Here is a 13037-nt window from a genome sequence, read left to right as displayed (position 1 = left end):
TGGGACATGCTGGTCCCTTACGGCATCGACGCTCTATTGAACTTTCGGCACGGTCCTGATGCTGTACTTTAATTTCGCGGTCCGGCCACGCTGTTTCGCGAAACGATTCTGTGATCCAAATAGACCGAGCCGGTCGAAAAGGGTTTCTTTTCAAGTTGTTCCAGCAATATTTCCATGGCGCGTTGTCCAATAAGGTTCCGGGCCTGATGCACTGTGGTCAACTCAGGCTGGAAAATACGAGCGAAAGGGACGTCGTCAAAACCCATGACGGATATATCATCCGGTACCGAGTAGCCGTGCTGTTGCAGGCTTCGTATGACCCCCATGGCGGATTCGTCGTTTGCGCAAAACACGGCAGTCGTGTCGGGCCAGTTTTTTGCCAGGTGGTGCCCTGCGTGTTCACCGTCTGAGTAAACGAAGCCTCCGTCTATGAGGCGAATGTGGTCTGACAGCCCCGCTTCGGTCATTGCTTTCACATATCCATCTCGCCTGTCTTTGGTCAGCGTATTGTCCTGAGGTCCGGTGACATGGGCGATTTTTCGGTGACCTTGTTCAATTAAGTACCGTGTGGCGTCGAATGCGGCCCTTTCATTATCCGTGCCAACGTGCGGATAAGGTGTTCCGTCCAGGCGTTCTGAGATCGAAACGGCAGGGGTGCCTTCGGGTAGCATTCCGTCTGGGGGCGCTTCCCCGTTCAGGATCAAGGCCCCGTCCGCGCGTCCATTGCGCAGGTTTTCGAGGATATTCGCGTAGCGCGTGCTATCCCCGTTTGTGTTGCCTATCAGAATTGTCAAATTTGCGCGGGTGGCAACCTCTTCGATACCGGAAAGGATTTTCGAGAAGAAGGGGTTGGAGATATCCGGGAGGATGACAAGTATAGTCCCGGACCTGTTGCGACGCAGCATCTGTGCAGCAGTATTGACGCTGTAGCCTGTTTCCGAAACGGCGGCAAACACTGCATCCCGTGTTTTTTTAGAAACGATATCAGGGGATTGCAGCGCCCGACTTACTGTAGCCGTCGAAACTCCGGCCACCCGTGCAACGTCCCGAACCGTGGGTCTGTTGTTCGATTTCTTTGTCATGTCAGCCAGTAATAGCAGCGAAAAAGACAGAATGTAATCCTTTACATTAAAAATGAAAACGATTACATAAGATTCGAGACGGGTGTGCGATTTTGCCTTGGGAGGGGAAATGAAGCTGGGCGTGAACCTGCTTTGTGTCGGTGGATTTATCGACCAGTCGCAGCTGAAGTTCTGTCAGTTAGCGGCTGAAGTAGGGTATGACGGTGTTGAAATTCCCGTGCTCGAAGGAACAGCCGATCACTATGAATGGCTGGGCGGCGAATTGGACGCATTGGGGTTGGAGCGAACATGCACCGCGATTACGCCTGACCCGAATGCGGACCCCACCAGTGCTGATCCTGAAATCCGCGAGCGTGGGCTGGAGCATCTGGACTGGATCGTGGATTGCGCCAACGCACTGGGTGCTCAAACCATCGGGGGACCTTTCCACGCACCGATCGGCCACTTCACCGGCAGTGGTCCGACTACCGAAGAATGGAAACGCGGTGCTGATGCTCATCATCGGATGGCAGAAAAGGCATCAGTGCAAGGAATGCGGTTGGCGCTTGAGCCGCTCAACCGGTTTGAGACCCATTTCCTGAACACCGCCCAACAGGCCGCGCAATACTGTAAAATGGTCGATCATCCCGCTTTTGGGATCATGTACGATACCTTTCACGCACATATCGAGGAAAAAGAGCAGGCAAGGGCAATCGCCGCAGTCGTTGGTCAAATCAACGTGCTGCACATTTCTGAAAATGATCGGGGCACCCCTGGAACAGGGCAGATTGATTTTGGGCGGGTTTTCTCATCCGTGAAAAAGACCGGGTTCGACGGATGGGTCGTTATGGAAGCCTTTGGCGCAGGCGTGCCGGAACTTGCTGCGGCTACGCGTATCTGGCGCCCCATGTTCGATACTCCTGCGCAGTTGTTTCGGGACAGTGCTGAGTTCATTCGTAAGAATTGGGCCCAAGCATGACCGGTGACGCAATCTTTGAGATGAAAGGGATCACCAAGGTTTTTCCAGGGATCAAAGCGCTGGATTCGGTCAGTTTTTCGGCTCGGGCTGGTGAGGTCCACGCGTTGGTCGGAGAAAACGGCGCGGGCAAGTCCACCCTGATGAAAGTTCTGTCGGGTGTTTATCAGGCGGAGGAAGGGGAAATATTCCTTCGCGGTCGGAAGGTTCGGTTTCAGCATCCGCTGGAATCGCTCACCCAGGGTGTGAGTGTGATCTATCAGGAGTTCTCGCTGCTGCCGGACAGAACAGTGGCCGAGAATATATTTCTGGGTCGCGAACCAACCAACCGGTTTGGTATTTTGGACGCCGCGAGGATGCGGCGCGAAACGCGCAACGTGCTGGCTTTGTTTGGAGATCGCCATCGGTTTGGACCCGACACGCTGGTCAGTGATCTGGACGTCGCGCAGCAGCAGATGGTTGAAATCGCGAAAGCATTGTCTTTGAACGCGCAAGTGATCGTCATGGACGAGCCAACCGCAGCCCTAAACGATGCGGAATGTGACTTGCTGTTTCAACTGGTCGAAGACCTGCGGGGGCAGGGGCGTTCGATCGTCTATATTACCCATCGTATGCGCGAAATTCGGCGTCTGGCCGACCGTGTGACCGTCATCAAGGACGGAAAAGTAGCTGCCGCGTTTGATGATGTGCCCGAAACCGGCCAAATCGTAGAAGCTATGGTCGGGCGAGACATCGGGCATTTCTATCCCGACCCCGCAACATCGGACGAGGTCGGCGCACCGGTTCTGACCGTGCACGGTGGGGGTAACGCGCGCTTGTTCGACATTGATCTTGAACTGTGTGCAGGTCAGATCACCGGATTCGCAGGTGTTCAGGGGGCAGGTCGCACTGCATTGGCGTTGGCCTTGTTTGGCGCAGAACCCTTTGAGACCGGCACAGTGTCGGTCGAAGGGCAACCGGTTTCGCTGACAAGCCCGCGCAAGGCCGCCAAGGCGGGCATCGCCATGTTGCCAGGTGATCGCAAGGCCGAGGGGCTCATGCTGATGCAATCGGTTCGGGACAACGGAATGATCTCGGCACGCGCGTTTTCCAACCCCTTGGGCGCGCCGAACAATACGTCGGTTGCGACACTGGATCAGATGGATAAGCTGTTTGACGCCTTTGACCTGCGAGCTGCGAATTACGAGGTCGAGATTCAGTCTTTGTCCGGCGGTAATCAGCAAAAGGCCATCGTTGCCCGCTGGCTGTCCTTGGCTCCAAAAGTCCTGATCTTTGTTGAACCGACCAGAGGGATCGACGTCAACACCAAGGCCGTCATCTACGCTCAGATGCGCAGTTTGGCACAAGACGGCGCGGCGGTTATGGCAATCTCGTCTGACTTGCCCGAGGTTCTAGGCATATCGGACCGGGTTCTGGTGATGAGCGACGGTAAAATCGTGGCCGAATTTGGATATGGCGCCAGTGAGACTGAGGTCATGCATGCAGCAACTGAAGCGCATTTGGGACTTGAAACCTCATGAAACCTGCGCGCTCAAGAAATCTCATGGCTTTTGCGCCGTTCTTGCTGCTGATGGCTGCGATCGCCGTCTATGTCATCGTGGCCGTGCTGACAGGCCAGACACAATTCCTGACGGTTGAAAACCTTCTTGGTCTGTTGGGGCGCTCGATTGCCCTTGGGATCACGGCAGTGGGCCAGACCTTTGCCATATTGATCGCGTCAATTGATCTGAGTGTCGCGAACTTAATCTCGGTATCTGCCGTTCTGGCGTCGTCAATCATGTCGGGCGATCCTTCGATGATGCTGCCAGCGATTGCCGCCGTTTTGGCTGTGGGTGTTGTGGTCGGGTTGATCAACGGGCTAATAATCACCCAGTTCGAAGTCAACCCACTGATCGCTACTCTTGGCATGGCGCTCGTCCTGCAGGGCCTTCTGAGCGCCACGTTCAACAATTTTGCCGGCGAGGTGCCAGAAGAGTTCCAGGTTTTTGCCTATGGGCAAGTCGGGGGAATTTCGATCAGTCTGATCTTTCTGATCGCGCTGACCGTGGCCGCTTGGGTGTTTCTGCGCTTTACCCGCGCCGGGTCGAATATCTATTCAGTTGGAGGCAATCCGGACGCCGCCAAATTGGCGGGTATGCGGACAACCCGCGTGGTCATCATGGCGCATGTGATCTGCTCGGTCTGCGCCACCATTGCGGGGTTGTATCTGGCCAGTCGGTTGCGTTCGGGCGCGCCGTGGATTGGGCGGGACGGGGTATATGATCTGGAGTCCATCGCTGTGGTGGTGATCGGCGGCACGGCGCTTTCAGGTGGGCGCGGAGGTGTTTGGGGCACCCTGATGGGGGTGATGATTTTCTCGCTGATCGACTCGATTTTCAACATTGCCGGTGTCGATGCCTTCGCGAAACAGATCCTGCGCGGGATCATCATTGTGGCGGCTGTTGCCGTCTATGCAGTGCGGAGCCGGAGGATCGAGGCGTGATCGAACGGCTAAAGCAGATCAATCCCGTCTTTCTGGTACTGGCACTTTTGTTTGTGGCGATTGCGATCCTGTCGCCGTATTTCCTGCAGCCTACCGGGTATATGAATTTTCTCAAACGGGCCGCTCCGATCGCAATTTTGGCCGTTGGGCAATTGTACGTCATCAATTCGGGCGGATTCGACCTGTCGGCAGGGGCGTTGGTAACTTTGACCGTGATCGGCAGTTCTATTCTGCTGGATGGCGACGCTAGCGCGACGTGGTGGGTTGTCCTGGTCATGCTGGGTGTAGGTGTGATTGTCGGAACGGCGAACGCGCTCGTGGTGTCGTGGCTCAAAGTGCCATCGATAATCGCTACTCTGGGGATGATGATCACGCTCAGCGGTGTCGCTCTGACATGGTCAGGTGGGGCTCCTCGCGGTTATCTGCCAGAGAACTTTAGGTTCTTCGGCCGGTATTTGATCAAGGATGTGCCGCTGATCAAGATTCTTCCGGTGGCGGTCATCGTTATGGTCATTGTCTGTGCCGGTATGTGGTGGCTGATGCATCGCACCAATTACGGCAAGCGTCTGATTGCGATGGGCGACAACCCAAAGGCTGCATTGCTGGCGGGCGTCCCGCTTACCGAGACCAGGATCATCGCTTTTGTCGTATCTTCGGTCTCGGCTGTTATCGCCGGGATCCTTCTTGGCGGCTTTGCGGGGGTGTCCACAGATGTGGGTGTCGGGCTGGAGCTGCAGGCCATTACCGCTGCTGTGATCGGCGGTGCGCAATTGCTAGGCGGGCGCGGCACTGTCGGGGCAACGATCGCAGGTGCGCTGGTATTGCAGGCGATGTTCACGCTGCTCAACATTCTGGGCTTCCCAAAGCCGATCCGGGACGTGGTTCAGGGTCTGATTTTGATCTCGGCGGTGGTGATCGCCGGATACCGACGACGCCGATCAGGGGGATAGGCGCCCGAAACTTTTCAGAGGAGGAAAACAAAATGATCAACAAGTTTACAGCGACAGCCTTGGCGGCTTTGGTGGTAGCGCTTCCCGCGCAAGCACAGAATTTCGATGACCCGGTGGAGTTCGCCAAACAAAAGGACATGCTGGGGGCTGCCGCCAACGGCGATGCTGAAACACCCTGGTTGCAGTACTATGGCGACGTGATGGCTGATACGTCGGCGTACAAGAAAGACGGCCCTCATACGATTTGTTTTTCGAACGCGGGCGTCAACAATCCTTGGCGCGTAGTTGGTTGGAATACAATGCAGGCCGAGGTCGAGCGGCACGACAACATTGCGGACTTCGTTGTGACCGATGCGGAAGGCTCGGATGACAAACAGATCGCCGATATCGAAGATTTGCTGGCTGGCGGAACTTGTGACGCCTTGATCGTGTCCCCCAACACGACAGCAGCCCTGACCCCCGCTGTGGAAAAAGCCTGCGCGCAATTGCCGGTCATCGTGTTTGACCGCGGCGTAAACACGGATTGTCCCGTGACGTTTATCAAACCGGTCGGCGGGTATGGTTTCGGCATTCAATCGGGCGAGTTCATCGCCGCCAACGCACCCGAAGGCTCGGACGTGCTGATGTTGCGCATCCTGCCCGGCGTGGATGTGCTGGAAACCCGCTATTCGGCGGCCAAGCGCATCATGGAAGAGGCTGGGTTAAATATCGTAGGGGCCGAGTTCACCGATGGCGACCGTGCCAAGACCAAGGCGATTGTCGAGGATTATATCCAGCGCGGAACCCAATTGGGCGCAGTTTGGATGGACGCGGGTGCCACTTCAGTCGCCGCTATCGAAGCCTTCGAAGATATGGGCTTGGAGGTTCCGATCGTAACCGGCGAGGATCAGCAGGATTTCCTACAGAAATGGCAGGAGATTGGCCTGAACACCATTGCTCCGACCTACCCGACTTATCAGTGGCGCACGCCTATCCTGGCAGCTCTAAAAGTTTTGGATGGCGAGGCCATTCCTGGGCCGGAATGGAACCTGCCACAACCGGCGATCACCAGCGACAATCTCGGCGATTTCGTGAACCCCTCCATGCCTCCGCTGCACTACGCAGCCTGCGGGTGTGAAGACATGCCCGGCTACCCTGAACGCTGGGGTGGCAAATAACTGTGTGAATTCACCGGGGCTGCTTGAGGCCCCGGTATTCGGAATTTGAAAGGGAGTCTGTGATGTCGGGTGCAATCAAAGGGCCAGGACTGTTTCTTGCGCAGTTTGCGGATGATGCCGCGCCGTTTAATTCGCTGGGGTCGATTGCGGAATGGGCGGCCGGTCTGGGGTACAAGGCAGTGCAGATCCCGACCTTTGATGGGCGGCTGTTCGACTTGGACAAGGCGGCGGACAGTCAGACCTATTGCGACGAAATACTTGGCACCTGCCGCGACGCAGGGGTTGAGATAAGTGAACTGTCGACCCATTTGCAAGGCCAGCTGGTTGCCGTTCACCCGGCTTATGATCCAGCTTTCGACGCCTTCGCGCCCCAAAACATGCACGGCGACCCAAAAGCGCGGCAGGATTGGGCTGTGGACCAGGTGAAGAAAGCTGCCATTGCGGCCCGGCGCTTGGGGCTGGACACAACGGTAAGTTTTACCGGATCACTGGCCTTTCCCTATCTTTACCCCTGGCCGCAGCGCCCCCAAGGTCTAATTGAAGAAGCCTTTTCCGAGCTTGCCCGTCGCTGGCGTCCGATCTTTGACGCCTATGCAGAACAGGGCGTTGCCATCGGATTTGAAATTCACCCTGGCGAGGACGTCTTCGACGGAGCCACCTTCGAGATGTTTCTGGATGCGGTGAACGGGCACGAGGCCTGCCAGATCAACTACGATCCCTCGCATTTCCTGTTGCAGCAGATGGACTATCTAGAGTTCATCGACCTCTATCACGAGCGCATCTGTGCTTTCCACGTCAAGGATGCCGAGTTCAACCCGACCGGTCGCCAAGGTGTCTATTCCGGTTATCAAAGCTGGACCAACCGGGCGGGGCGGTTCCGCAGCCTTGGCGACGGGCAGGTAGATTTTGGGGCGATTTTCTCGAAGCTGACGCAATATGGATATGACAGCTGGGCTGTTCTGGAATGGGAATGCTGTCTAAAATCGCCCGAGCAGGGCGCTGCCGAGGGCGCGCCCTTCATCGCGCGTCATATCATTGAAACCACGGACAAGGCCTTTGACGATTTCGCAGGCGGCGAAGTAGATCAGGCCATGATCCGATCCATGCTGGGGTTGGGCCAATGACACCATTGAAACTGGGCATGGTCGGCGGCGGAAAAGGCGCCTTTATCGGAGCCGTACACCGAATTGCCGCCCGGCTGGATGGGCAGTGGCAGCTGGTGGCCGGTGCGCTGTCTTCCGACCCGCAGCGCGCGGCGGCCTCGGCGCAAGAGCTGGGGCTTGATCGGAGTTATGCAGATTTTCGTCAGATGGCACAGGCCGAGGCAGCGCGCGACGACGGTATCGACGCCGTAGCGATTGTGACGCCCAACCATATGCATGCCGATCCGGCGATTGCGTTTCTTGAAGCGGGGATCCACGTCATTTGCGACAAACCTCTTTCCGCCACGGCTGAGGATGCCGCGCGCATCAAGGCCGCAGCCGAGGCGTCATCCGCCCATTTCATCCTGACGCACAATTACACCGGCTATCCGATGATCCGGCAGGCACGTGAGATGGTGCAGGCGGGTGAGTTGGGTAAGTTGCGGCTGGTGCAAGTCGAATACGCGCAGGACTGGCTGACCGAACCGGCGGATGCCGACAACAAACAGGCCGACTGGCGCACGGACCCTGCACGGTCGGGTGCTGGGGCGATCGGCGATATCGGCACACACGCTTTCAATCTGGCGCATTTCGTGACGGGTGAAGTGCCCTCACATCTGGCGGCGGACCTTTCAAGCATGGTGCCGGGCAGGCAAGTGGACGACAACGCCCATATCCTTCTGCGCTATGGCAATGGTGTGCGAGGCATGCTGTGGGCCAGTCAGGTGGCTGTGGGAAATGAAAACGGGCTGCGACTTCGGGTCTATGGCGACAGGGGCGGGTTGGAATGGTCGCAGGAACACCCCAACCATCTGTACTTTAGCCGCTTTGGTGAACCAACTCAGGTTCTGACCCGAGGGTCGGCGGCAACATCAGAAACCGCGCGCGCGGCCACCCGCATTCCGCCCGGTCACCCTGAAGGCTACCTGGAAGGGTTTGCGACGATTTACAAGGACGCAGCGGCGCTGATCCGAAAAGATCAAGATCGCCAAGATCTATTGCCTGAGCTGAGTGATGGTTTGCTGGGGATGGCATTCATCTCGGCTGCATTCAAATCGTCCGATAGTGATGGCGTGTGGCAGCCGGTCTCAATCCAGTAAGGTAACTGAGCTTGCGCCGAACCTAATGACGGCAGTGACCCGCCAGACGCTTGGACTCCAAGGTTGTCTGTGGTTTCGCCGTAGGTTTTGTCAAAATCTGCGCAGTCTATTTGGGATCATAGACATACCCGATCCCGCGTACGGTCCGGATGATCTGGGGCTTTTCGGGGTTTGTCTCCAGTTTTCGGCGCAACCTGGAAATACGGATGTCGATACTGCGATCAAACGGGTCCCAGGACCGATCATGCGCATGTTCAAGTAGTTGGTCACGGTTCAGAACACGCCCTTTGTTTTCCGCAAAAACCTTGAGCAACCTGTATTCCATGGCCGTCAACTGAACTTCTGACCCATCTTCGGCCAGAAGTTTGGCGGCCTCTTTATCCAGTACATAATGTCCGAATGCGGCCTGTTCGGCGTCAGTCGAACCCGCCGCGGGTCTGTCAGTCAGGGCTTCGCGGCGTAAAATGGCCTTGATCCGGGCTTCAAGTTCGCGAAGATCGACCGGTTTTCCTAGATAGTCATCTGCGCCCATCTCAAGCCCGATAATCCGGTCTACAACGTCGCCCGCTGCCGTCAGCATGATGATCGGCGTCGTGTTTTCTGGTCGCAGAGATCTGAGGATGGACAAGCCGTCCTCTTTGGGCATGTTGATATCCATAATCATCAGGTCGACCGGCACATCTGCAACAATCGCGCGCAGTTCTTCGCCGCCAGAGGCAGTTGAGACCTGATACCCGCGTTTGCCCAGATATTCCTGCAACATCTCACGCACGTCGATTTCATCGTCGCACACCAGAATGTGGCATTGCTGACTATTCATCTGACAAGTCCTTCTGGTCTGCAAGCAACTGCCCGACAAGTGTCCGGAGTTCCGAGGGTGATACGGGTTTTTCAAGGTAGGGAAGGCCGGATTCCTTCAGTAAACCCAAAGAGCTTTCGCCCATCGTGTCACCGGTGATATAGGCGGTTTTCTTCAGCATCTTGGGGAAGCGCGTTCTCAACGCTTCAAAAATCTTACGACCATCGACACCCGGCATGTTCAGATCGCTTAGAAAGATATCGTATGACGATATCTGCAGCCGGTTCAGCGCCTCTTCACCCGAGGACACGAAGTCTACCTCGAACCCTTCCCGTCGCAGGATCTCGGCATTCAATTCCCCGACTTCGATCTCGTCATCCACTACTAAGGCCCTATGCCTGGATGCGGCTGGAATGGAGTCTTTTGTGTCATCCGAACAGGTGCTTTCGTCAGAGGCGATTGGCAGGGTAATTCGGAAACACGTGCCAGTGCCTCCAGTTTGCTCCAGCCTGATCTGACCACCATGGGACAGTATTATGCGGTGACAAAAGGCCAGGCCGATGCCTGTGCCATCGCCGACCTCCTTGGTGGTGAAGAAGGGCTCGAATATCCGCGGTGCTATGGTTTTGGGGATGCCGGGGCCGTTATCCTCGACCGTGATTTCGATCATGTTAGTGTCTGCTCGGGTTTCGGCAGACAACGTGATACGATCGCCGACACCCGAAGATGTCATCGCCTGTTCCGCGTTGATAATCAGGTTGATGATAACCTGCGTGATTTGATCAGCGTCCCCTGCAATGGGTGGCATATCCTGCGGAACAACGCGAGAAATATTGATCTCACCCGAGGTGCTGCCATAGCCCGCCACATCGGCAGCAGTTTCGATCAAAGTGAGCACATCGACAGGTTCGATCTTGCTGGGTTTCTGCCGTGCCATCGCAAGAAATGTCTTGACGATCTTGGCGCAGCGTTCCGCGGCGTTGCCGATCTTTTCAATTCTGACTGTCAGGTCCGGATCTGTTATCTCTTCCTTCAACATCAGCGAATGACCCACAACCACCGACAGCGGATTGTTAAGCTCATGGGCGACACCGGCAAGCAGCTCTCCCAGGGCCGACATCTTTTCATTCTGGAATAGCATCTCGCGCTGTTTTGTGAGTTCGGCTTCGATGGCCAATTCGTCTGTAAGGTCACGCGTATTCGAAACGATGACCTCCTCGCCATTGAATTCGATAAGGCGAGACGAATCCGCGGCCCAGAATTTACGCCCACGCGCGTCAACGAACTCCATCCGCCGATCTTTCAGCGCCCCTTCTTTTCGCAGGTCGTTCAAGTATCGCTCGCGCTCGGCCGGGTCGGCATAGTAGGATTTGGAGCTTTCGGTGTCGCCAAACAGTGCTTTGATCTCGGGCGTGGCAAACAGGACCTTGCCCGTTTCTGCATGAGTCATGTTGATCGCGGCAGGGTAGGCCTCCATGACCTGTCGGATCAGCGCATCGGCTTCTTTTTGCACGGTCAGGTCGATGATGCTGGTGACTATGACTTCTTCGCCTTTGTAGTCGATCAGCTGCGAAGAGATTGACGCCGGAAACGTCGCGCCCGCGGCGTTCACCAGATCCAGCTTGTAATCTTCGACCCGGCCATCGGCCAAAAGCAGAGTGATGAAATCTGCGCGTTCTTCCGGGTTCAGATAATGCTCGCGCGCGGACTTCGAAGGGCCGAACAACTGCAACGCCGCTGGCGAGCGATAGAGGATCTGTCCATCGCCAATGCGCGCCATTGTGACAACGGCAGAACTGGCATCCAGCACCTTTCGGATCAGCAGGTCCCCATCGCGCTCTTCAACCTCAGCCTGCTTTCGTTCAGTGATATCCTCGCGCGTGACGACGAAACCGCCGAACTTCGTTGGATGAACAGAGACCAGAAACGTCCGCCCATCCGTTTCAAGAAGCTCAAAGTCCTGAATGAAATCGATACCATTGGCCAGCCGGTCCGAGACCCATTGCTGTTCATTGCCGACGGCGTCGGCGTAGATGCCGCGCCGTGCCGTTTCGCGCATCAGGATTTCCCAGTCGAGGCCCGGCTCCAGCAGGTCGCCAACCCCTTTGTTCATTTCGGCATAACGTTGGTTGAACATTACCAGACGACGATCGTCGTCATAGAGGGCAAACCCCTCTTTCAAGGACTCGATCGCGTCGCGCAGAAGATCCCGCGCCTTTTCGATTTCTTCAAGATCAGTTGACGAGTCCATGTTCATTCCGAATGTCTAGAATATCAGTGTTTCAGTGCCATTTCAAAATCGGCCTGCTGTGTTTCAATTGTTTCAAGGCGTGCATTTTCCTGCCACTGACGTTCGAAAACATGGCGTGTTTGGAACCGGATAGCGCGTTGTGTGAACGGCTTCACAGAGCAACAACTGAAACACGAACCGCTGATTTCAGAAATCACATTGAAACATAAAACGCCCAGTTTTGATCCATCAAAATTGTAATTGGGTCAGAATGATGAGTATTTCTTTTATCACTACCGAAACAACCAACGCACCGATTGTCGCGTTGCATTCCTCGGCATCAAATGGTGGCCAATGGGGTCAGTTGGCAAAGGATCTGGCGGGGCGGTTTTCTCTCCATGCCTTTGATTTGCCCGGCTACGGGCTCGATCCCATTGAACCTGACATGTCCCAGACTGGCGCGGCAATTTCGGCAGCACCTGTTCTGCGCGAGATCGAAGCACTGGGACGCCCCGTGCATCTGGTCGGTCATTCCAACGGTGGCGGCATCGCGATCAAGATCGCTCTGCTGCGCCCTGACCTGGTGAAAAGCCTGACGCTCTACGAGCCGGCAATATTTCATTTCCTTGCTCAAGGGAATGACCTGAGCCAAGTGCTGTTTCGCGACATTCAGCACGTGTCGGCGACGGTCTCGACTGCGGTATCCACGGGTGATCCCGCCAGTGCGATGCAGCACTTCCTGAACTTCTGGAATGAAGATGGATTTTGGGAGGCGCTGCCCGAACAGGCCAAAGATCGCTTAGCCGCGATGGTGCCCTCGGTCCTGCGCGATTTCGAAAATGGTTTCGCCGAAGACTGGGATCTGTCCGAACTGTCCAGGCTTGAAATGCCGACTCTGGTCATGACCGGGCTGGAATCACCGCAGATTGCGCAGCACGCGGCAGTGGAAATCGCGCAGGCGCTGCCCAATGCGCGGATGGCGCTGTTGCCCGAGCTGGGGCACATGGCTCCGATCTTCCAGCCGGAATGGGTCAACTCGCGGATCATTGAACACGTGGCCAGCGCCGAGCGGCCCGCCGTGAACATCAGCTGGCCAAGCGGGAAAGCCGCCTGAACCACATAAATTCAGCATTCAGCAAG

11 protein-coding genes are annotated in these 13037 nt (G+C 56.2%); 8 read left to right on the top strand and 3 right to left on the bottom strand.

The window, feature by feature from the left end; genetic code table 11:
* Window positions 1-68: 68 nt before the first annotated feature.
* Window positions 69-1082: a LacI family DNA-binding transcriptional regulator gene (locus tag GOV80_RS05450; protein ID WP_170783165.1), complete on the bottom strand. Its 1014-nt coding sequence runs from the start codon at window positions 1080-1082 to the stop codon at window positions 69-71.
* Window positions 1083-1191: 109 nt separating this feature from the next.
* Here GOV80_RS05450 and GOV80_RS05445 point away from each other — a divergent pair, with 109 nt between their 5' ends.
* The 7 genes from GOV80_RS05445 (at window position 1192) to GOV80_RS05415 (ending at window position 8868) form a co-directional block, all read left to right on the top strand.
* Entirely contained in the window at window positions 1192-2040 is an 849-nt protein-coding gene (locus GOV80_RS05445; RefSeq protein WP_170783164.1) for a sugar phosphate isomerase/epimerase family protein, read from the top strand.
* Complete coding sequence (locus GOV80_RS05440; RefSeq protein WP_170783163.1) at window positions 2037-3557, top strand: sugar ABC transporter ATP-binding protein; 1521 nt, start codon at window positions 2037-2039, stop codon at window positions 3555-3557. Before GOV80_RS05445 ends, GOV80_RS05440 begins: the two co-directional genes overlap by 4 nt.
* Window positions 3558-3580: 23 nt before the next feature.
* Window positions 3581-4519: an ABC transporter permease gene (locus GOV80_RS05435; RefSeq protein WP_237215664.1), complete on the top strand. Its 939-nt coding sequence runs from the start codon at window positions 3581-3583 to the stop codon at window positions 4517-4519.
* On the top strand, window positions 4516-5469 hold the full coding sequence (locus tag GOV80_RS05430; RefSeq protein WP_170783161.1) for an ABC transporter permease: 954 nt from the start codon (window positions 4516-4518) through the stop codon (window positions 5467-5469). The genes GOV80_RS05435 and GOV80_RS05430 overlap by 4 nt, the downstream gene beginning before the upstream one ends.
* A 32-nt stretch (window positions 5470-5501) precedes the next feature.
* Window positions 5502-6626, top strand: coding sequence for a substrate-binding domain-containing protein (locus GOV80_RS05425; RefSeq protein ID WP_170783160.1), 1125 nt, complete (start codon window positions 5502-5504; stop codon window positions 6624-6626).
* A 62-nt stretch (window positions 6627-6688) separates the two neighbouring features.
* Window positions 6689-7750 (top strand): sugar phosphate isomerase/epimerase family protein, encoded by a 1062-nt coding sequence (locus GOV80_RS05420; protein WP_170783159.1) that lies wholly within the window; start codon window positions 6689-6691, stop codon window positions 7748-7750.
* Window positions 7747-8868 carry a Gfo/Idh/MocA family protein gene (locus tag GOV80_RS05415; RefSeq protein ID WP_170783158.1) on the top strand — a complete coding sequence of 374 codons (1122 nt, stop codon included), beginning with the start codon at window positions 7747-7749 and terminating at the stop codon, window positions 8866-8868. The genes GOV80_RS05420 and GOV80_RS05415 overlap by 4 nt, the downstream gene beginning before the upstream one ends.
* A 106-nt stretch (window positions 8869-8974) precedes the next feature.
* Here the strand turns inward: GOV80_RS05415 and GOV80_RS05410 are convergent, their stop codons facing one another.
* Both GOV80_RS05410 and GOV80_RS05405 read right to left on the bottom strand, forming a co-directional pair.
* The gene (locus GOV80_RS05410; protein WP_170783157.1) at window positions 8975-9688 is read right to left on the bottom strand and encodes a response regulator; all 714 of its coding nucleotides are present in this window, start codon (window positions 9686-9688) and stop codon (window positions 8975-8977) included.
* On the bottom strand, window positions 9681-11918 hold the full coding sequence (locus tag GOV80_RS05405) for a hybrid sensor histidine kinase/response regulator (RefSeq protein WP_237215662.1): 2238 nt from the start codon (window positions 11916-11918) through the stop codon (window positions 9681-9683). Before GOV80_RS05405 ends, GOV80_RS05410 begins: the two co-directional genes overlap by 8 nt.
* 253 nt (window positions 11919-12171) lie before the next feature.
* Between GOV80_RS05405 and GOV80_RS05400 the strand changes: the two genes are divergently transcribed.
* Window positions 12172-13011: an alpha/beta fold hydrolase gene (locus tag GOV80_RS05400; RefSeq protein WP_170783155.1), complete on the top strand. Its 840-nt coding sequence runs from the start codon at window positions 12172-12174 to the stop codon at window positions 13009-13011.
* The last annotated feature ends 26 nt before the right edge of the window (window positions 13012-13037 follow it).

Source organism: Ruegeria lacuscaerulensis, assembly GCF_013034685.1.
Classification (GTDB): Bacteria; Pseudomonadota; Alphaproteobacteria; order Rhodobacterales; family Rhodobacteraceae; genus Ruegeria; species Ruegeria lacuscaerulensis_B.
The sequence above is the reverse complement of the archived record's forward strand: the minus strand, read 5'-3'. Positions and strand labels throughout refer to the sequence as shown.

Excerpts from the sequence above, each read along its gene's own strand:
- GOV80_RS05435 (WP_237215664.1), top strand. The coding sequence starts at position 3,581 with ATGGCTTTTGCGCCGTTCTTGCTGCTGATGGCTGCGATCGCCGTCTAT.
- GOV80_RS05445 (WP_170783164.1), top strand. The coding sequence starts at position 1,192 with ATGAAGCTGGGCGTGAACCTGCTTTGTGTCGGTGGATTTATCGACCAG.
- GOV80_RS05405 (WP_237215662.1), bottom strand. The coding sequence starts at position 11,918 with ATGGACTCGTCAACTGATCTTGAAGAAATCGAAAAGGCGCGGGATCTT.
- GOV80_RS05450 (WP_170783165.1), bottom strand. The coding sequence starts at position 1,082 with ATGACAAAGAAATCGAACAACAGACCCACGGTTCGGGACGTTGCACGG.
- GOV80_RS05425 (WP_170783160.1), top strand. The coding sequence starts at position 5,502 with ATGATCAACAAGTTTACAGCGACAGCCTTGGCGGCTTTGGTGGTAGCG.
- GOV80_RS05420 (WP_170783159.1), top strand. The coding sequence starts at position 6,689 with ATGTCGGGTGCAATCAAAGGGCCAGGACTGTTTCTTGCGCAGTTTGCG.
- GOV80_RS05440 (WP_170783163.1), top strand. The coding sequence starts at position 2,037 with ATGACCGGTGACGCAATCTTTGAGATGAAAGGGATCACCAAGGTTTTT.
- GOV80_RS05410 (WP_170783157.1), bottom strand. The coding sequence starts at position 9,688 with ATGAATAGTCAGCAATGCCACATTCTGGTGTGCGACGATGAAATCGAC.
- GOV80_RS05400 (WP_170783155.1), top strand. The coding sequence starts at position 12,172 with ATGAGTATTTCTTTTATCACTACCGAAACAACCAACGCACCGATTGTC.
- GOV80_RS05415 (WP_170783158.1), top strand. The coding sequence starts at position 7,747 with ATGACACCATTGAAACTGGGCATGGTCGGCGGCGGAAAAGGCGCCTTT.